The following is a 24084-nucleotide window of genomic DNA, read 5'->3' as shown; positions in this document are numbered from 1 at the left end:
GAACCAGCAGGAGGCCAAGGGCTGATGGCGGAAGACCGCGAAATCCGGCATGTCCGGGCGCTGTTCCTGTCCGACGTGCATCTGGGCATGAAGCCGATCCGCAGCAAACAGCTGATCGAATTCCTGCGCGCCCATGATGCCGAGACGATCTATCTGGTCGGCGACATTCTCGACGGCTGGCGGCTGTCCAAGCAATGGCACTGGCCGGCGGAATACAACATCCTCATCGATCTGCTGCTCGCCAAGGCCAATGCGGGCACCCGCATCGTCTATCTGCCCGGCAATCACGACGAATTCCTGCGCGAATATCTCGGCACATATTTCGGCGAGATCGAGCTGGTGGACCGCACCATCCACACCTCGGCCACCGGCAAGACGTATCTGGTGATCCATGGCGATCAGTTCGACGTCGTGGTGATGAACGCCAAATGGCTGGCCCATGTGGGGGACTGGGCCTACAACGCGGCTTTGCGCGTCAATATCGCCATAAATTGGGTGCGCCGCCGGCTGGGCCTGCAATATTGGTCGCTGAGCGCCTGGGCCAAGCAGAAGGTCAAGAACGCGGTATCCGTGATCGGCCGCTTCGAGGAAGCGCTGGTGCATGAGGCCAAGGAATCGGGCGTCGATGGCGTCATCTGCGGCCATATCCATTTTGCCGACATTCATGACCGGCTGGGCATCCAATATATCAATACCGGCGATTGGGTGGAAAGCTGCACTGCCATCGTGGAAGCCCATGACGGCGGATTCGAGCTGATCAAGTGGACCGAAATGGTCACCGGTGAATCGCGCAAGACGCGTGCGCGGCGGGTTAGCGAGCAATAATTTTCTTCCGCCGCGCCCGGTTGATGGCGTTGCGGACAAAAGCAATCCCGTCCCGTCGCAGCCCCCTTGCATTGCAACGATTTACAAGGCACGAAACGACACGCGGCGCAGTTGTGCGCCCGGAGTTCTTTTCTCCATGACATCGTTACTATCGCGCTTGGATACGCCCGAGCTGCGCGCAACATTGTATCAGTTCACCGTCTATATCCCCGGTGGCGTCGCTTCCGTGTTTTTCGGAATCTGGCTCAGCGATCACGGCATTCCCGCCGACCAGATCGGCCTGATCAATGCATTGCCGACGCTTTGTCTGCTGCTGCTCAACATCATCGTGGGGCGCATTGCCGACAAGGCCGATGACTGGCGGACGGCGCTCATCGTCATTTCCATCGTCTCGGCGCTGGCGCCGCTGCCGCTATATTTCGTCTCCGAATTCTGGGGCATCCTGACGATCTGGGCGCTGACCGCCGCCAGCAATGGTCTGGTCGCGCCGGTGATCGACGCGGCCACCGTGCGCATGACGCGCCGCAACGGCACCGATTTCGGCGCGATCCGCGCCTGGGCGACGGTGGGCTATGTGTTCGCGGCTGGTGGGCTGGGATTGTTTCTCAACCTGCTGGGCTCGGAAATTTTCGTCACGCTCTATGTGGCTATGGTGGTGGCGCGGGCGGCCCTGGCCTTCCTCTTGCCCCGCTTCCGCACGCCGGCGCCGCAGGTGACCCTGGCGAGTGCTTCACCGGAGGCGGCCCAGCCGGTCAGCCGGCTCAAGGATAGCCTCAAGCTCTGGTTCATATTGCCTTTGCTGTCCTTTGCGCTGGTCAATTCCTCCAATTCGGTGATCGGCAGTTTCGCCGCGCTGCTCTGGCATGAAAACGGAATACCGGGCTATTTCCTCGGCCCCTTGCTGGGTGTCGCGGCGGTAGGCGAGGCCATTCTGATGTTTGCCTGGCGCCGCTTCGGCGGCAAGGTGACGGCGCGCAACATGATCCTTGTCGGGGCGATCGCCGGGCTGGTGCGCTTCACCATCATGGCTTTCAATCCGCCGGTGGAAGTGCTGTTCTTCACCCAATTGCTGCATGCTTTCAGCTTCGGCATGGGCTATTTCGGCGTGGTGCATTTCATCGCCAACTGGACCAACGAGGCAAATGCCGCCGAAGCCCAGGGCTTTGCCAACATGCTCGGCATGGGCGCGTCCATGGTGGCGCTGATCCTGTTCGGCATATTGGTCGAGCATTTCGGCAGCTATGCCTTCTTCTATTCCACCATCACCTCGGCGCTGGCGATACTGTGCGTGTTGTGGTCGCTGAAATTGCGGCCGCCAAAGGCCGCATGATCCATGGCGCTGCTCTCCACCAAGCCCGAAACGCGGGTCACGGCCTTCTACCTCACCTTCTATATGGGGCCGGGGGCGGCGGTGATGTTCCTGCCCATCTGGCTGAGCGAGAAGGGTATTTCACCAGAACAGATTGGCCTCATCAATGCCGTGCCGATCTTTGCGATCCTGACACTGAACCTGGTGATCGGCCGGCTCGCCGACCGGGCCCGGGATTGGCGGCAGGTGATCGTCATCGGTGCGCTGATCGGCGGCATCGTCCCTATCGGGCTGTTTTTCGTCAATGAGTTCTGGGGGATATTGCTGTTCTGGACCCTGGCCTCGATGCCGGGTGGCGCAGTTGGACCGGTTCTCGACGCGGCGGCGATGCGGCTGGCCCGGCGCAATGGCAGCGACTACGGCTTCATGCGCGCCTTCGGGACGCTGGGCTATATGTTCTTCAACGGCTTTACCGGATTTCTCGTCGTCTGGTTCGGCTCGGCGGTATTCGTGCCGCTATTCGTCGGACTGGTGATCCTGCGGGCGCTGGTGTCCCTGCAATTGCCGCTGTTCCGCGCGCCCGATGAGCAAAAGGTTCTCGCTGCGGTGCCGGTGCAGTCACCGGCAGGAGGCTTGCGCGCCGTCGCCAAGCCGTGGTTCATCCTGCCGCTATTCGGCTTCTGCATGGTGTTCGGAACCCATTTCGTCCTCAATGCCTTTGGGGCGCTGCTCTGGAAGCAGCAGGGTGTGTCCGAGCAGATCATCGGCCCGCTGATCGCACTCGGCTCGGCCTCGGAGGCGCTGATGATGTTCGTCTGGCGTCGCTTCGGCAGCAGGGTCAGCGCCCGTCATCTCATCGTCATTTCGGCGCTGGCGGCGGTGGTCCGCTGGGGTATCATGGGGTTCGAACCGGGCGTTCCGGTCCTGGTGCTGCTGCAAATGACCCATGGCATCACCTTCGCACTCGGCTTTCTCGGCTGCGTACATTTCATCGCCAACTGGACCGATGAAAGCATCGCCGCCGAAACGCAGAGCCTGTTCGTGGTGGGGCAGCAATTGCTGTCGATTATCGCGGTGACCGGGTTCGGGCTGTTGATCCCATCCATGGGCGCAGAGGCCTATTTCGTGGCGTCGGCCTTCGCACTGATCGGCGCGCTGTGCATCTGGCTGTCGATACGGTTGCAGGCTCCGAAGCCAGTCTAGGGCTTTGTTGCCGTCCGCATGGCCGATGCTCCTCGTGGATGGATTGCCCGGACGAGCCGGGCAATGACGATGGAGGGGAGGGGATCGGCGGGGCCGGCGCTGGGTTCGGCGGCGCGCCTTTCATCAGAAAGGCATGCGTTCTATCGAACGAGAATTGCCGCTCTGATCCCCTGTTTGCGCATCTGACTATGCGAAAACCGCAAGTACACTTTTAGGTCCGTTGCTTTAGCTGGCCCACAAAAAAAAAGCCCCGGAGCGATCCGGGGCTTTTGTGTTTTGGCTGTCGGTCAGTTCAACCGGCCGCTGGCATGGGCGAGGGTGGTGTAGACCTTGCCACGATCCGAGAGCAGGTAATCGCGGGTTTCGGCGGCCGGGTTGGGGCCGGCTGCGGCGCGCTTCAGGAGCTGCTCGAACTCGCTCATATAGGCCTGGGCGGTACGGGCGAAGTCGGCGTCGCGCTGAACGCGCTTGCGGACTTCGTCATAGGTGCCCTGACCGGTCAGGGTATAGATGCGCCGCGTGAAGACGTTGGACTCGCCGGCCTGATAGCGGGACCAGGCTTCGGCCAGCGCACCGTCATCGATGGAGCGCACGATTTCCTCGCTGAGGCCGGACAGGCCCTGCGGCGCGGCGGCGCCGGCCTGATTGGCCGAGGCGTTGCGCAGCACGTCGCGCAGCCAGCCGCCTTCGGCCTGCTGCGGTGCAGGCTGGACAGGTGCAGGCTGGGCAGGAGCAGGCGCGGGGATCGGCGCCGGCTGTTCCATCACATTGGAGCGGATCGGATCCGCCAGCGGCGCGCGGGCAGGGGCGGGCTCGGCGCGATAGGATTCGCGCGGCTCCGGCTGACGCGGCTTCTGAAAGGCCGGCGGTTCGGGCTGGCGGGGAGCCCGCTGCGGCGCTCGCCGGTCGGTCAGGTCATGGCTGGCCGGCTGGGAGCGCACGATGGCGTTCAACTCGCTCAATGCCTCGATCTGCTCGGCCACGACCCGGCGCATGGCGGCGGCGCTGGCGCGGGTCTCCTCGGGCAGTTCGTTGACGCCGCGCGCCAGTTCGGCGCGGGTGGCTTCGAGTTCGCCGCCCACTTCGCGGGCGGTTTCACGCATGGCCCGCGCCGTGTCGGCGAAGCGCTGGGTGGCGTCCTCGATGGCGCGCTGGACTTCAGAGACCATGCGCTGATGAGCGTCCTGCAGGGCGGCGCTGGCGCGGCGGCTTTCGCCATCGGCAACCGAATGGAACTCGCCCAGCTTGCCGGTGACTTCGCCGCTGGTCTCGTCGAGCGCGCGGCGCAATTGGCCGGTATTGGAGGCAATGGCGTTGCGCACCGAACTGGTGGAGTCCGAAATGGTGTCGGCCAGGGTGCTGGTGGTGGAGGTGAGCACGTCGGTGACGGTGCTTGCCGTGGAAGTCAGCACGTCGCTGACCTTGGAGGCATTGTCTTCAAGCGCCAAGGCTGCGGCATCGGCAGCGCGGCGAACCGCATTGTCCATCTGCGCCACATTGGCGTTGAGCTGGCCGGAGAAGCGCTCATTGGTGGCATAGAGCGCATTGCTGACGGCGTTGGAATTGCTCTCCAGGGCACCGGTAACGGCGCTCGAATTGCTTTCCAATGCGCTGGTAATGGCGTTGGTCGTGCCTTCGAGCACTTCGTGGACCGAATGCGACGTGGCCTGCAAGGCATCGTCCATGGCCCGGCGCGCCGAAATCAGGCGGCGTTCGGTGTCGTTGACGGTATCGGCAATGGTCTGGGCGAAGAGACGCATCCGTCCATCGATGTCGTCGGCGCGGGAGGCAAAGCTCTGCGCCAGCGCATCCATGGCGCCGCGGCGGTCTTCGAGGTTTTCCAATGCGGTGCTGCTGCTGGATTCCAGCGCCTGGGAGGCGTGGGTGAGACCGACGGCCTCGGCATCGAGCTTGCCCAGAATGGTCGAGAATTGCTCGACCATGCCGCGAATGGTGTTCTGCAGCGCGCCCACATGCTGGGTGACCATGGTGCCGGCCTGTTCGGTCTGGCCCATGGCTTCGCGCATGGTGCTGGAATAATTGGCGGTCTGCTGGGCAACGCTGGATTCGAGGCTGGCCAGGTTCGCCGTCGAAGCATCGAGGACGCGCTGCAGCAGCAGGTTGGAATCGTTGAGCTTGTTGAGCGCGTTGGTGACGTCGCTGAGAATGCGGGTGGTCGAGACCGACATGATCTGCTCGGCCTCGCGGGAATTTTCCGCCAAGGCGTCGCGCAGCAGGTTGCCGTGGCTGGCCAGGGCATGTTCCAGCTCGGCCGAGCGCTGGGTCACCAGATCGGCGAAATGGCTGGTCTTCTCCTCGACATTGCGGTTGATGTCGGTCAGGCGGCCCTCAATAGCGTCCACCGCGCCCACGGCCTTGATGGAAACGATCTGGTCGATATTGGCAGCAGCCAGACGGATCTGGTCGAGCGCGTCGCGCACGGACACGTCCATGCGATTGGCGGTGCTCTCCACATTCTGGGTGATCGCCTGAGTGGCGGCGGTGATGCGGGTGGCGATGGTCTCCTCGATCCGGTCGGCACCGGCTTCGAGATCGGCCATGGACTGAGTGATCGAGGTGCTGATGGAGGCATTGAGCGCGGACAGCCGCTCGGCGGTGATGTCGGCGCGCGCGGTGATGGCCTCGGGCAGGGTGCCCAGACGCTGATCGACCATTTCGGCAATGGCGTTGCGGGCCGAGGTGACACCGCTTTCAATGAGCGCGGCGGCCTGACGGGCGCTTTCGCCGACGCTCTGGCTGGCATGTTCGATGCTGGCGGCAACGCCCTTTTCGGCGTCGGAGATGCGGATAATGGCGTTGTCCAGGCCATCGCCAAGGCTGGAATTGACCTCCGCCACCTTGGACGAGACCAGGCTCGACATTTCGGTGAGGCGCGATTCCATGGTGCTGGTGACCTGACGCAGGGAGGCGTCGATGCTGTCGCGGGCGCTGGCACCGTGCTGGTCAAGCGTTTCGGCCAGTTCGCTGGTATGAAGGCCGATGGTCTCGCCGATGGAGGTGGTGTGGGTCGAGAGCGTGTCGGAAAGGGCGCGGGTGCGCTCGTCCAGGCGGTTCACCAGGGTGATGGCGCGCTCGTCGATCTGCCCGGACAGGTCATTGGTGCGGGTTTCGATCTCCAGCGACAGCGCATTGGTCTGTTCGGAGAGGGTATCGGCGAGCCGCTGGGTGCGGCCGGCAATGGCCTGATCAAAGGCCTGCGTGCCGGCGCCGAGGGTCTGGCCGAGCTCCTGCGACCGCGTGCGGATCGCTTCGTTCATCTCGGTGGACCGGGCGGCAAGGGCCTGCTGAAGCTCTTCGGAACGCGAGGCAATGGTGTCAGCGATCTCGCTGGCGGTCGAGCCAAGGGTCTGCTGCATCTGCTCGGAGCGGGCGCCGATGGCGCTGGCGATCTCGCTCGACCGGGCGGCGAGCGTCTGGTCGAGTTCGCTGGTCCGGCTGCTGATGGCCTCGGTGACTTCGCTGGCGCGGCTGGCCAGAATTTCGTCGATGCGGCCGGCGCGGCTGTCGAAGGTTTCCGCGATCAGGCCGGCATGGCTATCGAGCGTATCGGCGATTTCGCGGGTGCGATGGTCCACGGTTTCGGCGATGGACTTGGTCTTGGCGCCCAGAACTTCGGAGAGTTCGCGGGTGCGTTCGCTGACGATGTCGTTGAAACGGCCGGATTCTTCGTTGAGCGCCATTTCCAGGACATTGGCGCGCGCGGCAAAGCTGGTGCCCTGTTCATCGAGACGGGAAATCAGGTGCTCGCCCTTGTCACCGATGACATTGTCGAGGGCGTGCAGCTTCTCGTCCAGAAGGCCGGTAATCTCGGTGAGGCGGGTATCGAACAGGCCCAGCGATTCCTGACCGGCAGTGGAAAGGGTGAGGCGCGCGCGCTCGGAAGTGTCGTCCAGAGCACCATTGATCTCGATGATCGCCGATTGCAGGCGGCTGTCGAGGGCGTTGAGCTGGATGGACACGGATTCATCGAGCTGGCGGGTCATGGTCGCCAGCAGCAATTCGGCTTCGGTGGCGCGGCTGGAAATGTCGCCGGCGACGCGGCCGCCGATGTCGGCCAGCGCGGCACTGACCTGATCGCCACGATTGTGCAATTGATCGAGCAGCGAAGCGCCGCCATCGGTGAGCAGGTTGGCAAGCGTCAGGGTGCGCTCGTCCAGCGCCGATGCGAGATCGCCGGTGCGCGATTCAATCAGCCCGGCAATGGTGCGCGAACGATCTTCAAAGCTGGCCGTAACCGCATCGGTGCGGTCGGCGATCTGGCGGGTGCGGCTCTCGATGGAAGCGGCAATGCTGCCGGCATGAGCGTCAAGCGCGTCGCCCAGAATGGCGATCCGCTCCTCGATGCCGGAATTGAGCTGGGCGGCGCGGGCGTCCAGCGCGCGCTCCATGGCGGCGCTCTGTTCCTCAAAACCCAGTGCCAGACGGTCGGAGCGCTGATCAAGCACGCCGAGGAAATCCGTAGTGCGGTTTTCCACGAGGCCGACAAAGCTGTCGGCACGTTCGTTGAAACCGGAATTGAGGGTATTGCCCGCTGTTTCCAGCGCACGGGTCAGGTTGCCGCCGCTTTCCACGATGGTGCCGGCAATGCGCTGGCTGATCATGTCGAGGTCGAAGACCAGGCCGGTATGGCTCTCGGTGATGGCCTCGCGGACCCGCTCGGTATTGGTGAGAACGCTTTCGCGCTGGCTGGCCAGTTCGGCGATCAATGCGCGCATGCGCGATTCATTGTCCGAATAGGTGCGTTCGAGCGCGGTGACCTCATTGTGGATCATCACTTCGAGTTCGCCGGCGCGGGACAGGGCGCGCTCAAGGCCGTCGCCCAAAGCATTGACCTCGCGGCGCACAGCCTGACCTACCGAGGCGACCTTGTCGGCAGCGGTGACTTCCGGCTCGGCGAGGCGGATGGCGGCCTGGGTGATCGAGGAGGCGGCATTGCGCAGATCGGCCGCGCGGCGGAACAGCGTCGCCACGGCGAAGAAGCCCAGCACCGGCAGGATCATGATCGCCAAGAGGGCGACGAATTCGATGGAGCCGGCGAAGGTGCCGAAATCGGCCATTTGCGGGCCCAGACGCAGCCCGGCGACGAGGCCGGTGGCGACGATCCAGACGATGGAGAGCAGCAGGGCCAGCCATGTCGGCGTCGAGGAGGAACGGGTTTGCAGGCCATAGAGCAGCTTGGAGGCGGAGATGCGGTCGTCATTGGCGACGGCACCGGCCTGCTGGGCGATCTTGTCGGCGGCGCGCAGGCGCTCCGAGCGCGAGGGTTCGGCGGGCTTGCGCTCCGGGGCGGACTGGGCGGCAGCGTCGAGGCTGAACACGGATTCCTTGAGAGCGTCCTCTACGGCCGAAAAGGCCAGGGCGGCGGGATCGTTCTGTGGGGTCGGGTTCTTCGCCATACTCTTTACAACTCTCGCGTCGGCATATCAGCGACAAGGCGGACTTCGGGAATTGTCATGACGCAATAGCCCTTTCAGGGGCCAAAGCCATTTTGGAACAATTCGATGCAAATGCCCCGCATCGTCCCCCCAACCCTCGCCGCCGCGCGCTGGTTCAAAGTCCATACATACATTCAATTTTATGCAAACCGAACGTTTTCTTACTCAAAGGTTAATTTTCGAGTGGGAAACGTTAAGGAATGAAACGGCAAACCAAGGCGAAGATGTGGCTTAATCACCTGTTCACCCGGCAATCCTAGTGTGGATGGTGATGGAATTGGCCTGGCTGTCAGGCGCGCGTATCCGTCGCGTTCAGGAGGTGCCGGAATGGCGCAGCGTGCTTTCGTCGAAACGACGGAACTCTCCGCACAGGGTCGACCGATGCGGCCGGTGGACCTGGTCCACCTCGCGCGGCAATGCCTGGGCGATGAAAATCTCGAACTGGAAATCCTGCGCCTGTTCGATACCACGCTCGCGACCTATTTTCAGCGGCTGACGCTGGCGAGCAGCTTTGACGATCTGGCCATCAATCTCCACGCCATCAAGGGCGCGGCAGCCGGGGTCGGCGCCTGGGGCGTGTCCGAGCTGGCGGCGGCGCTGGAAACGGAATTGCGCGATGGTCGTCCGCTGCGGCATGAGCGGATCGAAGATCTGGCCATGGTGGTGGAAGAAACGCGCGATTTCATCGCCCGCATGCTGGCGGACAAGGAGGGGCCCTGAGCGGTCCTGATGGCGGAGATAGGGAAGGGCGCATTTGACCCTCCCGCCGCCAGAATCTATATGAGCAGCAAATTTGACGCGCCGCGCCGCAAGCGCGAGCCAGCATCCAGCAGAGCTCATGTCCTTATCCACTGCCGCCGAGGCTAATGCCCGGCCCGTTTCCGAACCTTTCCGCCTGCGGCGCACCTTTGCGATCATTTCGCACCCTGACGCGGGCAAAACCACGCTGACCGAACGGCTGCTGGCCGCGGCCGGCGCGATCCAGTCGGCCGGACTGGTCCGGGGTAAATCCGGCGTGCGTTCGACGCGCTCGGACTGGATGGAAATGGAGCAACAGCGCGGTATTTCCATTACCTCCTCGGTGATGACCTTCGATTATGACGGGCTGACGCTCAACCTGCTGGACACGCCGGGCCACTCGGACTTTTCCGAGGATACCTATCGGACGCTGACGGCGGTGGACGCCGCCATCATGGTGATCGACGCGGCCAAGGGCATCGAGGCCCAGACGCTCAAGCTGTTCGAAGTCTGCCGGTTGCGCGATATTCCGATCATCACCTTCATCAACAAGATCGACCGCGAAGGCCATGCGCCGCTGGAACTGATCGACGAAATCCAGGGCAAGCTGGCGCTGGACCTGACCCCGGTATTGTGGCCGATCGGGCAGGGCGTGGATTTCGGCGGCTATATCGACCTGGTGGAAAAGCGGGTGCTCAACCCGCAGGGCAAGATTATCGCCGAATTCGAGGCGCTCGAAGACCTGCTCGAGGTCGAGGAACTGGTCGACAATCCGGTGTTCATGACGGCGCTGGAAACGCTGGAAATGGCGCAGGCCATGCTGCCGGAATTCGATCTTCCAACCTTCCATGCGGGGCATCTGAGCCCGGTGCTGTTCGGCTCGGCGCTCAAGGGCGTTTCGGTGGCCGAATTGTTGCGTACACTCGGTGATTGGGGGCCGGAGCCGCGCCCGCAGCCGGCGCTGCCGGCACCTATCGCGCCGAACGAGAAGAAGGTCACCGGCTTCGTGTTCAAGGTGCAGGCGAACATGGACGCCAATCACCGCGACCGCATCGCCTTCGTGCGGCTGTGCTCGGGCAAGTTCGAGCGCGGCATGCGGCTGAAAAATGTCCGGTCCGGCAAGGACATGGCGGTCTCCAACCCGATGTTCTTCTTCGGCAATAATCGCGAATTGGCCGAGGAAGCCGTGGCCGGCGACATTGTCGGCATTCCCAATCACGGTACGTTGTCGGTGGGCGACACGCTGACCGAGGGCGCCAATATCAATGTGACCGGCATTCCCAATTTCGCCCCGGAAATCATCCGCCGCGTGCGGCTGACGGACCACATGAAATCCAAGCAGATGGCCAAGGCGCTGACCGATTTGTCCGAAGAAGGCGTGACGCAGGTGTTCCGCCGCATGGTGGGGGCGGACTGGATCGTGGGCGTGGTGGGCCAGCTTCAGCTCGAAGTGCTGTCGGCCCGTGTCGCCAAGGAATATGGCGTGCCGATCAGCTTTGAAAGCATGGGCTATGAAGTAGCGCGCTGGGTGGAAAGCGACGATGCGGACGAATTGAAACGCTTCATCACCGCCCAGAAAATGAACATGGCGGAAGACCGCAACGATGCGCCGGTGTTTCTGGCACAGAACAGCTGGTGGGCGGACCGAGCCAAGCAGGACTGGCCGAAAATCCGCTTTCTCACCACCAAGGAACGGCATTGAACGCGCCCGATCGCATAGGCGAATTTGCCGAAGCGCTAGCGGAAGCCTTTGGCGACGGATCGCTGATCCGGCTCAAGCTGGGCGGCTATCATGGGGCGGAGGTCGCGCTCAAATCGGCCGAGGCACGCAAGGTTTCGCTCAAGGCCGGCGAGCGGCTGAGCCTGGTGTTCCGCTACAAGACGCGGGACATCACCAAGAACCTGACGCTGGGCGAAGCATCGGCGTTTCTGCGGCAGGGCCTCTTGGCCGAATGGCGCAGCGCGCGGCTGGAAACCACCGGCTTCGACCTGCAATTCGAGCGGGAGGCGATAAATTGCGCCTCAAGCGCACCGAGATTGCGGGGCGCGAGGCGGTTTCCGTCGGGCACGACCGGACCAAAAACCGGCCGCTAGGCCAGGTCGGCAAGCCATGGCTGCATGCCCTGGGAATTACCGGCAAGGACGGCGTAGTGCGCAATGACGCGCAGGATAAGTTCCGCCAGATCAACAGGATGGTGGAAATATTTGCGCCGCTGATTCAGGCGCTTGATGCAAAGAATCCACGCATTCTCGATATGGGTGCGGGCAAGGGCTATCTCGATTTCGCGCTCTACGATTACCTCTCGGGCCTTGGGCAGGCATGCGAGATCATTGGCGTTGAAATGCGCCCGCAATTGGTGGCGGATGGCAATGAACATGCCCGCGCCTCCGGTTTTTCCGGGTTGCGTTTCGAGCCCGGCACCATTCTCGATTTTGATGCGCGCGGCGCTGATGCGGTGATCGCGCTCCATGCCTGCGACACGGCCACGGACGATGCGATCTATCAAGGCATCCAAGCCGGGGCCGGGCTGATTGCCGTCGCGCCGTGCTGCCACAAGCAGATCCGGCGGCAGATGGAGGCGGGGAGGCCTGACGCCAATCTCGACTTCCTGCTGCGCCATGGCACGTTCCTGGAAAAGCAGGCGGAGATGGTCACGGACGGGCTGCGGGCGCTATTGCTGGAAGCCAATGGCTATCGCACCAAGGTGTTCGAGTTCGTTTCCGACGCCCATACGCCCAAGAACAATTTGATCGTGGCGCAGAAGGGCGGCGCTGGGTCGCGGCAGGCGGCGCTTGACCGGATCGTGGCGGTCAAGGCTATGTTCGGGATCGAGAAGCACTATCTGGAGACTCTGCTCGCCCCCTAGAGCAGTGTGAAATGCAGGCCCCAATGACCAAGATTACCTATGTCACCCCGCAGGGTGAGCGCATCGAAACCGAAGGCGAGAACGGCGCGACCGTCATGGAAACGGCGATCATGAACGCCATTCCCGGCATTGTCGCGGAATGCGGCGGCGCCTGCACCTGCGCCACCTGCCACGTCTATGTCGATGAAGATTGGCGCGAAACCGTCGGCGGCCCTTCGACCATGGAAGAGGACATGCTCGATTTTGCCTTCGAGGTGAAGGATTCGAGCCGCCTCAGCTGCCAGATCAAGGTGCGCCCGGAACTGGACGGGCTGGTCGTGCACGTGCCGACCCGGCAGGGCTGAGGAAAATTTCGCCGCGCCGCCGAAGTGAAGATTCATTTGGCGGCGCGCCGCGAAAGCCGCATAGCCCATTCCAATCCCGCCTGTTGGTGGGAAATAAAAAAGCTATTAGATTTCAACATCTTGCTGCGAAGTGGGGGTTCGGATTAATTTCCGGCATCTTACAAGCAGGAACAAGATGGGCGCCCTCAACACATTTCCGTTGAGTTTCAAGGTCAAGGGCAAACGCATCATCATCGTCGGTGGCGGCGATGAAGCCCTCAACAAGGTGCGGCTGGTTTCTAAGACTACTGCTTCTGTAGAGATTTATGCCCGCCATATCGATGCCGATTTCTCCGCATTCCCGGTAAGGCTCAAGGCGCGGCCATTGCGCGCGGCGGATATTGCCGGCGCGGCTCTGGTCTTCGTCGCCGAAGAGGGCGCCGATGCCGAACTGGCCAAGACCGAGGCGCGGCGGCTCAATATTCCGCTTAACGTCGTTGATGTGCCGGGCGAATGCGATTTCTATACCCCTTCCATCGTGGATCGTGCGCCGCTGGTCGTGGCGATTTCGACCGAGGGAGATGCGCCGGTGTTGGCGCGGCTGGTGCGAGCGCAGATCGAGGCGCTGCTGGCGCCGGGGATCGGCAAAATCGCCCGTCTCGCTGGTGGGTTAAGGCAGCGGGTTGAGAGCCTGATTCAGGATGGCGCGGCGCGGCGGCGGTTCTATGAGGATCTGCTGACGCGGCCAGAGGCTGATGCCGAGGCGCTGCTGGCACAGCATGTGGCCAATGGCGCGGGATCGGGCGTGGTCTGGCTGATCGGGGCCGGGCCGGGTTCGGAAGATCTGCTCACCCTGCGCGCCCAGCGCTTGCTGCAGCAGGCCGATGTAATCGTGCATGACCAACTCGTCCCCGCCTCGGTGGTCGAAATGGGTCGCCGCGACGCCGAGCAGATTTGTGTCGGCAAGGCGCGCGGGCATCATTCGTTTTCGCAGGCGCAGATCAATGCGCTGCTGGTGCGGCTGGCGGGCGAGGGCAAGAAAGTGGTGCGGCTCAAATCCGGCGATCCGCTGGTGTTCGGGCGCGCCGGCGAGGAGATCGCCGCCTTGCGCAAGGCGGGGCTGGCCTATGAAATCGTACCGGGCGTCAGCGCCGCCCTTGCCGCCGCCGCTGATACGGCCACGCCGGTCACTCTGAGGACTGTGTCGAGCGGCATCGTGATGGCAACGGCTCATGGCGCCGAGGATTCCGAATTGTCGCATTGGGCCGCATTGGCCGGGTCCGGCCTGACACTGGCGCTCTATATGGGCAAGGCCATTGCGGCCGAGACGGCGGGGCGGCTGCTGGCGCATGGCGCGGCGCCCGACCTGCCTTTGGGCATCGTCGTCAATGCCGGGCGCCCCGACAGCACATCCTATGCGGGCACGTTGGGGGACTTGGCTGGCGGCGCGGTGGACTTCGCCGATGGTCCGGCGGTCATCCTGGTAGGCCACGCCGTGGCGCATGGCGATTGGCGCAATGCGGCCAATGCAGCGGCGAACACATACAAGGCAGCATGATCCCATGGAAATTCTCACCGGCAACGAACTGATCTCGGGCGCGACCGTCTATCTCGACCGCTCCGGAAACTGGAGCACCGATCTGCAGGCGGCGCGGCTGTTCTCCACGGACGAGGCCGCCGAGCGCGACGCCGCTTTGGGGGCGAGCCGGGCGAGTGGCCGGATCATCAGTCTCGATATCGAGGAAATCTCGCAGGAGGGCTCAGAGATCGTGCCCCGGCGCCTGCGCGAACGCATCAGGGCGGCGGGCCCCACCGCTCCCCTCTCTCTCAATGGGCGGGCGTATGAACGCCAGCACTTAGGTGACGACGGGCATGTATCGATATGACGAATTCGACGCCGCTTTCGTAGCGGGTCGCACGGCGCAGTTTTCAGATCAGGTGAAGCGCCGTCTTTCCGGCGAGCTTTCCGAAGACCAGTTCCGGCCCCTGCGGCTGATGAACGGGCTCTATCTGCAATTGCACGCCTATATGCTGCGCATCGCGGTGCCCTATGGCACCTTGTCGAGCCGCCAGATGCGCAAGCTGGCCCATATCGCGCGCACCTATGATCGCGGTTATGGCCATTTCACCACTCGGCAGAATATCCAGTTCAACTGGCCCAGGCTCAAAGATGTCCCGGCCATTCTGGAGGAACTGGCGAGCGTCGAAATGCACTCGATCCAGACCTCGGGCAATTGCATTCGCAACGTCACCACCGACCAGTTTGCCGGGGCCGCCGCCGACGAGATCATCGATCCGCGTCCGGTGGCGGAAATCCTGCGGCAATGGTCGAGCCTGCATGCCGAATTTTCCTATCTGCCGCGAAAGTTCAAGATCGCCATTACCGGCTCGCCCAATGATCGCGCCGCGATCCGCTTTCACGACATCGGATTGCAGGCGGCGGCAAACGGGGCGGGCGAAATCGGCTGGGAGGTCTGGGTTGGCGGCGGTCTCGGCCGGACGCCGATGATCGCCAAGCTGATCAATGCCTTCGTGCCCAACGAGCATCTACTCGCCTATCTGGAAAGCATCCTGCGGGTCTATAACCGCTATGGAAGGCGCGACAACAAGTTCAAGGCGCGCATCAAGATCCTCGTGCATGAGGAAGGGCTGGAAAGCATCAAGGGGCAGGTCGAGGCGGAATTCGCCGAGATACGCGGCGGCGTACTGACATTGCCCCAGGAGGAAGTGGAGCGCATCAATACCTATTTCGCGCCACCGGCATTCGTCGACCGGTCCGGCGATCGGGTCGATGTTGCCTATCAATCGATCATCGACCCCGCCTATGGACGCTGGCTGGACAACAACCTTCATCCCCACAGACAGGCGGGTTATGCCTCGGTGACCATTTCGCTGAAGCCGGTCGGGGGCGCGCCGGGCGACGCCACGGACCGCCAGATGGACGTGGTGGCCGATCTGGCCGAGCGCTATTCCCATGACGAATTGCGCGTGACGCATGAGCAGAACCTGGTCCTGCCCCATGTCGCCGTGTCCGACCTGCGGGCGGTTTATGAGGCGTTGGAGGCTAGTGGCCTGGCGGAGGGGAATAATAATCAGATCACCGACATGATCTGCTGCCCCGGCCTCGATTTCTGCGCGCTGGCCAATGCGCGCTCGATCCCCATCGCGCAGGAAATTTCCAGAACCTTTGCTGAGCCGGCGCGCCAGCAGCAGATCGGCGAACTCAAGATCAAGATTTCCGGCTGCATCAATGCCTGTGGGCACCATCATGTTGGCCATATCGGCATTCTGGGCGTCGAGAAGAAGGGGGGCGAATTGTACCAGATCACGCTGGGCGGTGACGCGACAGAAAGCGCTGTGGTCGGCAAGATCATCGGGCCGGGATTTGGGGGCGAGGATGTGCCCGGTGCCATCGAGAAACTGGTCGATGTCTATATTGCCCAGCGGCAGGGCGAGGACGAGAGCTTTCTCGCGGCCTACCGCCGGCTGGGCGAGGCCCCGTTCAAGGAGGCGCTTTATGGTAATGCCTGATCGGGTCTTTACCTCTCTGCTGATGGGAGAGGTCGATGCGGAGGCGCCGGGCGAGGGGGCGCAGGAGCTGCGTCGTTGCGAAACAGGAGAATTTCATGACCCAGTCTGAACGCGCCGCGCGGCCTGTCGCCCAGGAGAAACTCCGTGCCCTTGGCGTTGTGGCGCTCAATGGCATGTTCGACGAAATGGATGCGGTCGGGGTGCTGCGTTATGCGGTGAGCGATGTCTTGCCGGGAGATCTGGCCATCGTCTCATCGTTCGGGGCGGATTCCGCGGTGCTGCTGCATATGGTGGCGCAGGTGGACCCGTCCATGCCGGTCTACTTCCTCGAAACCGGCAAGCATTTTCCCGAGACGCTGGCCTATGTGGAATTGCTGAAAAAGCAGTTCGGGCTCAAGGATGTGCGCGCCGTCCATCCCGCCCCCAACGATGTGCAGCGTTTCGATCCCAATGGAGAGTTGTGGCAGACCGACCCCGATTCCTGCTGCCATATCCGCAAGACCGAGCCGCTGGAGCCGATCACCGAGCAATATGGCGGCTGGGTGACGGGGCGGAAGCGCTACCAGACCCGCGAGCGCGGCGTGTTGCCGCATTTCGAATTGACCAGCGATGACCGTATCAAAGTCAATCCGCTGGCCTATTTCACCGATGAAGATGTCATCGCATATCGCCGCAGACATGACCTGCCGGAGCATCCGCTCTATGCCAAGGGCTACAAGTCCATTGGTTGCGCGCCCTGCACCTCGATCGTGGCCGAGGGCGAAGACCCGCGCGCCGGCCGCTGGCGGGGCCTCAACAAGAAGGAATGCGGCATCCATTACGATTTCAGCGGGGCAATCGCCAATCCGATGAAAGCCGCAAACCGCCACAATCTCTGGAAAGACGATGCGTTCATCGCTGATCCGTTCAAGGATTGGGAAGAAGGCATCGATCCGTCGCAGGCGCGCTATGTACATGTTCCGCTTGCTGTTTTTCTCGCCGACCGGGTCGCGTTCATGGCCAATCCGCACCCGCTCGGCCTGTTGGTGTCGCCGGGAGACAAGATCGAGGACGCGGCGGATGACCTGTCGCGATTTGCTTCCATTGCCATCACGTTTCCGACCTTTACCGATGGTCGCGGCTATTCGACGGCGCGGCTGCTGGTGGAGCGCTACAAATATGCCGGTGAAATCAGGGCCGTAGGCGATGTCTTGCAGGATCAGATTCCGCATATGCAACGTTGCGGCATCAATGCGCTGGTGGTGACACATGAGCCAAGCCGCCAGGCGCTGATCGAGGATCGTCTGCCCAGGGTGGCGATCTTCTATCAGCCGGTGGGCGTCAGCGAAGTGCCTCTGGGCACTCGCCCCTTCCTTCGCCGCGTATCGTGAGATAAGTGGAGCATACTCGTCGCCTTTGAGGGCGCATAGCCGGGGCCGCTGGTGACAGCGGCGGTTCCCATCCAGAAAAACGGGGCGGGGTGCCCCGATGGGAACAATGCCGGAGCCAGGGCGGTTCCGGTTACGAACGGACTTTGAAAATGAGCACTGAGATCAAAACCGATGTCGTCGTCATTGGCGCAGGCCCTGTCGGGCTGTTCGCTGCCTTTGAGCTCGGGCTGCTCGACATCAAATGTCACTTCATCGACATCCTCGATCGTCCCGGCGGGCAATGCGCCGAGCTGTACCCCGAAAAGCCAATCTACGACATTCCCGGCTTTCCGGTGATCACCGGCCAGCAACTGACCGATAATCTGATGGCTCAGATCGCGCCCTTCGCGCCTGAATTCCATTTTTCGCGCATGGTCAATTCCATCGAGAAGCAGGAAGATGGCACGTTCCGCCTCGCCACCGACGCCGATGAAATCTTCCACGCCAAGGTCGTGGTGATCGCCGCCGGCGGCGGCTCGTTCCAGCCCAAGCGTCCGCCGGTGGCGGGTATCGAGCATTTTGAGAACAAGTCGGTGTTCTATTCCGTCCGCAAGATGGAGGATTTTCGCGATCAGGACGTCGTCATCGTCGGTGGTGGCGACTCGGCGCTGGACTGGACGCTCAGCCTCGAACCCATCGTGCGCACGCTGACGCTGGTGCATCGCCGCGATGCCTTCAAGGCAGCGCCAGCTTCGGTCAACAAGATGAAAGAGCTGGTGGCCGAGGGCAAGGTCAATTTCCAGCTGGGCCAGATTGCCCGGCTCGAGGGCGAGGACGGCCAGCTCAACCATGTGCATCTAAGCACCGATGCCGGTGACCTCTCCATTCCGGCGACGCGCCTGCTGCCGTTTTTCGGCCTGACGATGAAGCTCGGTCCGGTGGCCGATTGGGGGCTGGAGCTCAATGACAATACGATCGTCGTCGATACGGAGAAGTTTGAGACCTCGGTGCCCGGCATTTTCGCCATTGGCGACATCAATTATTATCCGGGCAAGCTGAAGCTGATCCTTTCCGGCTTCCACGAGGCAGCGCTGATGGCGCAGGCGGCCAAGGCCATTGTCTCGCCGGGTGAGCGGGTGGTGTTCCAGTACACGACCAGTTCCACCAAATTGCAGAAGAAGCTGGGCGTGGTGTAAGGCGCAACACGCTCCTTACGCCGTCATTGCCCGGCCCACGGGTTGCTTCGCGCCCGAGGATAAACTTGTCCGTACCATCCATCTTGCTGAGGCATGGATCACCCGGGCAAGCCGGGTGGTGACGATCAATGATAGTCTTGTTGTTCTGGCAACTTGACGTTATCCCCACTGCGCTGTTGAGGAGCGCTGCATGAAGATCATCGTTACCGACCAGAATGGCGAAACCCATGAGCTTGAAGGGCTCGAGGGCTGGCGCGTGATGGAGGTCATTCGGGACTGGGGCCTCAATATCAAAGCCGAATGCGGCGGCGCGCTGAGTTGTGCCACCTGTCATTGCTATGTGGACGGCGATTGGCTGGACATTGTCGGCGCGCCGAGCGAGGACGAAGAGGACATGCTGGACAGCGTGGGCGACGTGAAGTCGAACTCGCGCCTTTCCTGTCAGATCCTCTGTTCGGACGCGCTGGACGGATTGAAACTGACCCTGGCGCCGAGCGCGGCCAAGGATTGACCATCGCACTTGCGGCGGACGCCGTGTGCCTTCACCCCTCACCCAATCCCTTTCCCTGAGGAGTGAGGGGCGCAGGAGCCGGCACTCCGCAAGCCTCTCTACGCGCTTTTTCCAGCGTCCTGCGTGACCTTCACCAGTTCGGGAATGTAATCGCGCACCATGGGTTGGGGCAGGGTTTCGAAGGGCAGGGGGCGGACCACGCGCATGGCGGCGATGCCGACACGGACGGTCATCAGCCCGTTGACCACGCCCTCGCCCAGCCGCGCCGACAGCTTTGCGGCGAGGCCCTGGCCTACAAGTTGTTCCACCACGCCATCGGTGAGCACCAGCCCGCCGGTGACGGCCAAATGCGCCAGCACCGACCCGGCCAGCCGCCAGAAGCCGAAAAAGCCCGGTCGCGCGCCGTAGAGCGCCGCGATGGAACCGGCGAGGCGGATGCTTTCATAGATGACGAAGGCGATGTCGATCAGCGCGCGGGGCGAAATCGCCGTCACCAGGGCAACGCGCCGGGCGGAGGCGGCGGTCAGCGCCTTGGCGCGGGCGTCGAGCGGGGCCATCAATGTGCGCTCCGCCAGCGCGATGACCTCGGTGCCATCGAACAGGTCGGGCAGATGCTGGTTGACCGTCTCGCGGGCGCGGGCCAGGTCGGCGCGATGGGAATAGACGCCATCGAGCTGGCCAAGCACTGCGTCGGCGCGCTTGCGGTCATTGTCGGCGCTGGCGCGGGCGGCCTCGGCCTTGAGCGCGTCGAGCACGCGCAGGCGGCGCAAGGCGAGCATTTCGCGCAGCACCAGGACGGCGATGGCGACGATGAACGCTCCGAGAACGCCGAGGCCGATATAGCCCAGATAGGGATTGCTGGCGAAAAGGTCGCGGATCAGCCGGTCGGCGGCGAGGCCGAGCCCGGCGGAGACCAGAATGCTGCCACTGGTCCAGGCCAGCTTGCCGATCCAGCCCATGCGCGGCGGCGGGGGCGCCACCAATTGCGGATCGGGCTCAGGCTCGAAGGCGATCTCGACGATTTCGGCGCGATCGGGCGTGAAGGCGCGGGGGACTCGGCCCGGCTCGGCTTCGTCCCCCGAACGGGTGATCGTGTGGGCAACAGGACGCTTCATGCCAACCAGTCTCCGATGAGATAGTCCAAGGCTCGGTCGAGTCGGATATGGGGCAGGACCGGATCGCCAGCCGCGTTGCGCTCCAGATGTTGCGGCGGCGCGAAACGGAGAAAATTGAGCGCTACCGGATTACCGCCTTCGAACAATGAATCCGGCCGTTCGGGTAAGTCACCGGGAAATAACGCAATTTCGGTCCTGCCGTCATAGCGTGTGCCGTCCAGCACCTCGCCTTCGAGCGGCGTGCCGATCAATGTGGGCAGGGTTTCGCCGTTTTCGCGGATCGTGCCCTCGCTGGTGGCGCGGATGCCGGCCATGGCGATGGAGCGTGTTTCGGCCCCGGCGAAGCGGGCGCGCTTGCTGGCGCTGGCCACGAGCCGGTTGAGGATGGCTTCCAGCCGGTCATGACTGGTGTGATGCACATGGTCGGCCTTGGTGGCGGCAAAGAGAATGCGGTCGATGCGGCGGGAAAAGGGCCGCAGCAGCGGATTGGCCTCGCCCTGACGGAAATAGGCCAGAACTGCGGTGAGAGCGGTTTCGAGGTCGTTGACGGCGGCGGGGCCGGTATTGAGGGCGCGCAGCGTATCGACCAGCACTACCTGTCGGTCCAGCCGGGCGAAATGGTCACGGAAAAAGGGGCGGACGACCTGGGCCTTGTAGGCTTCGTAGCGGTTTTCCAGCATGGCATAGAGGCTGGAATGGCGCTGTGCCGCTTGCGGGCGCGGCAGGGGCGCGAAGGTGAGGGCGGGCGAGCCTTCGAGGTCGCCCGGCAGCAGGAACCGGCCCGGCGGCAGCGTGGAGAGCGCGCCATGCTCGCGCGAGCGGCGCAGATAGGTGGTGAAGGCGGCGGCCAGCCGTTCGGCATCGGGATCATTGGCCGGCTTAGCGATGTCGGTGCTGTCCAGCTCGCGCAGGAATTCTCCGGCTTCGTCTTCATGGCCGGGCTGGCGGGCCCGCTCCAGCGCCTCGACGCTCCACTCGGCGAAGGAGAGGCCGAGCAAAGGCAGATCGAGCAGCCATTCGCCGGGATAATCGACGATGTCGAGATTGAGAATGGCGGGGCCGGTCATGCCCGCCCACCACTTGGCCGACTGGAATTTCAGCACCAGCCGCAATTGGGAAATCCGTCGCGTGCTTTCGGGCCAGGTCGGAGTGCCGGCCGAAAGGGCCGCCATATGCTGTTCATAGGCGAAGCGGGGAATGGTGGCGTCGGGATATTCGGCCAGTCTGGCGCCGATGAAGCGGCCTTCGGCCAGCGGCGCGAAGCCCGGCAGGCGGCCCTGGGTCAGCAGATTGTGGACCAGAGCGGTGATGAAGATGGTCTTGCCGGCGCGGCTGAGCCCGGTGACGCCGAGGCGCAGCGTGGGCGTGAAAACACCGGTTGCGCTATCGGCCAGATTGGACAGGGCAATGCCCAGTTCGTCGGTGATATTGGTCGGCGGCTGCGGCAAGGTGGCTTCCCTAGATTTCCTAGCAAGGTAGGGAGCGCCGGGCGGTTTGGAAAGAGGCGGGGGCAGAAGCGATGCCTGAAGCTAGTCGCCATTGCCGGACTTGTTCCGGCAACCCAGTCCGGCGGCATGGACCACCGGGACAAGCCCGGTGGTGACGAAAGCCGGATCGTCGGTGGCTTATTGTCCGATCTCGTCCAGCCGGTAGGGCGTGGTCTGGTAGATCTCGTTGATCCAGTTCTGGAACAACAGGTGAGCGTGGCTGCGCCAGCGGTTTTCCGGCTCGCGGCTGGTGTCGTCTTCGGGGAAGAGATTGGCCGGTGGCGGAGTGTCGAGACCGGCGGCGATGTCGCGCTCATATTCGTCGGCCAGCGAGCGGTTGTCATATTCCAGATGGTTGAGGAAATAGACCGCGCGCCCGTCGCTGCGCTCCAGCATGCAGAGGCCCAGCTCGTCATTGTCGACCAACACGTCGAGATCGCCGCTCAGCGAGGTGCGATCGATGTCGTTATAGCGCGAGACGGGTATCATCGGATTGTCCGAAAGTCCTCGCAGCCAGGGCGAGCCGGGTTTGACGATCCGGTGCCGGAAGACGCCGAACGCCTTCTTGTCCATGCGATAGCGACGAGTGCCGTGGAAATGATGGAGGGCCGCCTGCGCGCCCCAGCAGATGAACATAGTATGGTGCACATTGGTGCGCGTCCATTCCATGATTTCGAGCATTTCGGGCCAGTAGCGCACTTCCTCGAAGGGAATATTGGCGATGGGCGCGCCGGTGATGATGAAGCCGTCGAACTTGCGCTCCTTCACCTCTTCCCAGGTCTGGTAGAAGCTGTTGAGATATTCTTCGGACGTGTGCTTGGACTGGTGCTCGGTGATGCGCACGAGGCTGAGATTGATCTGCAGCGGGGTCGCGCCGATCAGCCGGGTGAACTGGGTCTCGGTGCGTTCCTTGTTCGGCATCAGGTTGAGCAGGCCGAATTCAAGCGGGCGAATGTCCTGCCGCGCGGCGCGGCTGGAATCCATCACATAGACGCCCTCGGCTTCGAGGGTTTTTCTGGCGGGCAGGTTGTCGGGAATTCGAATAGGCATGGCAGCCTCTTAGCTGGGTGCGATGAGAAGGCGATTCAAGCTGTGCGCGACCCTGAGCAGGGGCGCGCTAGCGCATTCGCTTTTCGATCGCTGCCGCGACGAGATCGACGAATTCGTCGCCGTCGCGGACAATGGCGAGGTCGGAGGCTTCCACCACATAGCCGAAATTGTCGGCCAGCGCCTGATAGCGCGGCAGGCGGTCATGCAGCAGGGCCTCGAAGCCCCAGGCGCCGAAGCCAGCGGGATCGACGTCGTCGTCACCGTGTATGCCCTGGATCAGCTTGTATTCGGCCCATTTCTCGATGAGGAATTCGGGGCGATAATACATCGGCTTGGGCGATTTCCTGAAGCGCCTGACCAGATCGGCCGCATTCTCCTCGGTGCCGCGAATATAGATGAGGGCGGTGTGTTCCGTGAGGGTCTTGATCACGGGATCATCGGGATTGGTCGGATCGATAACCTCGATCAGCGAACCGCCGGTATCGGCGATGAAATTGTCGTAACCATAAAGCGCCTTGGCCCGCTCGATGAAATAGGGCACGTCGCCCAAGGCGGCGATTTCGGCGATACGGTGCTGTTCCTGCCGGCGCTGATATTCGGCCAGGGGCAGGCCGCCGCGATTGGGATCGCCGGGCGTGCCGAGATAGGTCGAGAGCGGATCGAGATTGTCGAAGGTGATATTGGACGAGATATAGATCGAATCCGTGCGCAGAAGTTGCGCCAGGAACGGCACTTTCATCGCTTCGCGCTTGAAATTATCGACGATGAATTCGCCCATATAGCGCGTACCGATCCGATAATCGGCGGAATAGTGGAACCAATGGTTCTCGCGCAGCATGTTTGACAGGCGCGTCTTGCCGACGCCGGCCATGCCGAACACGGTGATGGCGCGGCTAGGCGCTTTGACAAATTCATCGACGCTGGAAAACAGCATTGTGGCCTGATCGGTGCGGGTTCGGGTCAGTAGCCGATTTACGCGAATGGCAGGGGTTTCACAAGCAGGCGGCAAAATCTGCCCGCCCGCCCGGACTCTTCTGCCGCCTTGCGGCCATATTTGGTCGGTCAACCCACAAAAATATCAACAAAATCAATGCGTAAGAAAGTTGGTACGGGCTTTGCATTGG

The 24084-nt window shown here is 62.8% G+C and carries 19 protein-coding genes; 14 read left to right on the top strand and 5 right to left on the bottom strand.

Features of this window, described 5'->3' with window-relative positions; all coding sequences use genetic code 11:
* The first annotated feature begins 24 nt into the window (after nucleotides 1–24).
* The 3 genes from H0482_RS03485 to H0482_RS03475 all read left to right on the top strand — a co-directional run bounded on the left by H0482_RS03485 (nucleotide 25) and on the right by H0482_RS03475 (nucleotide 3337).
* Nucleotides 25–825, top strand: coding sequence for a UDP-2,3-diacylglucosamine diphosphatase (locus H0482_RS03485; RefSeq protein ID WP_193728609.1), 801 nt, complete (start codon nucleotides 25–27; stop codon nucleotides 823–825).
* A 136-nt stretch (nucleotides 826–961) separates the two neighbouring features.
* A complete protein-coding gene (locus H0482_RS03480; protein WP_193728608.1) occupies nucleotides 962–2155 on the top strand; it encodes an MFS transporter in 1194 nt (397 codons plus the stop codon).
* A 3-nt stretch (nucleotides 2156–2158) separates the two neighbouring features.
* Complete coding sequence (locus H0482_RS03475; protein ID WP_193728607.1) at nucleotides 2159–3337, top strand: MFS transporter; 1179 nt, start codon at nucleotides 2159–2161, stop codon at nucleotides 3335–3337.
* 287 nt (nucleotides 3338–3624) lie between these two features.
* On the opposite strand, the gene H0482_RS03470 is transcribed toward H0482_RS03475, so the two are convergent.
* Nucleotides 3625–8754 carry an apolipoprotein A-IV repeat region-like domain-containing protein gene (locus H0482_RS03470; protein WP_193728606.1) on the bottom strand — a complete coding sequence of 1710 codons (5130 nt, stop codon included), beginning with the start codon at nucleotides 8752–8754 and terminating at the stop codon, nucleotides 3625–3627.
* A gap of 366 nt (nucleotides 8755–9120) precedes the next feature.
* On the opposite strand from H0482_RS03470, the gene H0482_RS03465 reads away from it, so the two are divergent.
* From H0482_RS03465 to H0482_RS03420, 11 genes are all read left to right on the top strand, one after another.
* The gene (locus H0482_RS03465) at nucleotides 9121–9513 is read left to right on the top strand and encodes an Hpt domain-containing protein (protein WP_193728605.1); all 393 of its coding nucleotides are present in this window, start codon (nucleotides 9121–9123) and stop codon (nucleotides 9511–9513) included.
* Between the two features lie 118 nt (nucleotides 9514–9631).
* Nucleotides 9632–11233 carry a peptide chain release factor 3 gene (locus H0482_RS03460; protein ID WP_193728604.1) on the top strand — a complete coding sequence of 534 codons (1602 nt, stop codon included), beginning with the start codon at nucleotides 9632–9634 and terminating at the stop codon, nucleotides 11231–11233.
* The gene (locus tag H0482_RS16435; protein ID WP_210319060.1) at nucleotides 11230–11625 is read left to right on the top strand and encodes a hypothetical protein; all 396 of its coding nucleotides are present in this window, start codon (nucleotides 11230–11232) and stop codon (nucleotides 11623–11625) included. Before H0482_RS03460 ends, H0482_RS16435 begins: the two co-directional genes overlap by 4 nt.
* Entirely contained in the window at nucleotides 11547–12398 is an 852-nt protein-coding gene (locus H0482_RS03455) for a class I SAM-dependent methyltransferase (RefSeq protein WP_210319059.1), read from the top strand. Before H0482_RS16435 ends, H0482_RS03455 begins: the two co-directional genes overlap by 79 nt.
* A 23-nt stretch (nucleotides 12399–12421) precedes the next feature.
* A complete protein-coding gene (locus H0482_RS03450; protein WP_193728603.1) occupies nucleotides 12422–12742 on the top strand; it encodes a 2Fe-2S iron-sulfur cluster-binding protein in 321 nt (106 codons plus the stop codon).
* A gap of 175 nt (nucleotides 12743–12917) precedes the next feature.
* On the top strand, nucleotides 12918–14279 hold the full coding sequence (cysG, locus tag H0482_RS03445; protein WP_193728602.1) for a siroheme synthase CysG: 1362 nt from the start codon (nucleotides 12918–12920) through the stop codon (nucleotides 14277–14279).
* Nucleotides 14280–14283: 4 nt separating this feature from the next.
* Nucleotides 14284–14607: a DUF2849 domain-containing protein gene (locus H0482_RS03440; RefSeq protein ID WP_193728601.1), complete on the top strand. Its 324-nt coding sequence runs from the start codon at nucleotides 14284–14286 to the stop codon at nucleotides 14605–14607.
* Complete coding sequence (locus tag H0482_RS03435; RefSeq protein ID WP_193728600.1) at nucleotides 14594–16252, top strand: nitrite/sulfite reductase; 1659 nt, start codon at nucleotides 14594–14596, stop codon at nucleotides 16250–16252. The genes H0482_RS03440 and H0482_RS03435 overlap by 14 nt, the downstream gene beginning before the upstream one ends.
* Nucleotides 16253–16347: 95 nt before the next feature.
* On the top strand, nucleotides 16348–17622 hold the full coding sequence (locus H0482_RS03430) for a phosphoadenylyl-sulfate reductase (RefSeq protein WP_193728599.1): 1275 nt from the start codon (nucleotides 16348–16350) through the stop codon (nucleotides 17620–17622).
* 149 nt (nucleotides 17623–17771) lie between these two features.
* On the top strand, nucleotides 17772–18797 hold the full coding sequence (locus tag H0482_RS03425; protein WP_193728598.1) for an NAD(P)/FAD-dependent oxidoreductase: 1026 nt from the start codon (nucleotides 17772–17774) through the stop codon (nucleotides 18795–18797).
* A gap of 190 nt (nucleotides 18798–18987) precedes the next feature.
* Entirely contained in the window at nucleotides 18988–19308 is a 321-nt protein-coding gene (locus tag H0482_RS03420; protein WP_193728597.1) for a 2Fe-2S iron-sulfur cluster-binding protein, read from the top strand.
* A gap of 98 nt (nucleotides 19309–19406) precedes the next feature.
* Here H0482_RS03420 and H0482_RS03415 read toward each other — a convergent pair whose 3' ends face one another.
* The 4 genes from H0482_RS03415 to H0482_RS03400 all read right to left on the bottom strand — a co-directional run bounded on the left by H0482_RS03415 (nucleotide 19407) and on the right by H0482_RS03400 (nucleotide 23894).
* Entirely contained in the window at nucleotides 19407–20423 is a 1017-nt protein-coding gene (locus H0482_RS03415; RefSeq protein WP_193728596.1) for a YcjF family protein, read from the bottom strand.
* Nucleotides 20420–21871, bottom strand: coding sequence for a YcjX family GTP-binding protein (locus H0482_RS03410; RefSeq protein WP_193728595.1), 1452 nt, complete (start codon nucleotides 21869–21871; stop codon nucleotides 20420–20422). Before H0482_RS03410 ends, H0482_RS03415 begins: the two co-directional genes overlap by 4 nt.
* Nucleotides 21872–22048: 177 nt before the next feature.
* Nucleotides 22049–22960: a homoserine O-succinyltransferase gene (locus tag H0482_RS03405; RefSeq protein WP_193728594.1), complete on the bottom strand. Its 912-nt coding sequence runs from the start codon at nucleotides 22958–22960 to the stop codon at nucleotides 22049–22051.
* 67 nt (nucleotides 22961–23027) lie between these two features.
* The gene (locus H0482_RS03400; RefSeq protein ID WP_193728593.1) at nucleotides 23028–23894 is read right to left on the bottom strand and encodes an ATPase; all 867 of its coding nucleotides are present in this window, start codon (nucleotides 23892–23894) and stop codon (nucleotides 23028–23030) included.
* Nucleotides 23895–24084 lie beyond the last annotated feature (190 nt).

Source organism: Devosia faecipullorum, from assembly GCF_015158295.1.
In the GTDB taxonomy this organism is placed as follows: domain Bacteria; phylum Pseudomonadota; class Alphaproteobacteria; order Rhizobiales; family Devosiaceae; genus Devosia; species Devosia faecipullorum.
The sequence above is the reverse complement of the archived record's forward strand: the minus strand, read 5'-3'. Positions and strand labels throughout refer to the sequence as shown.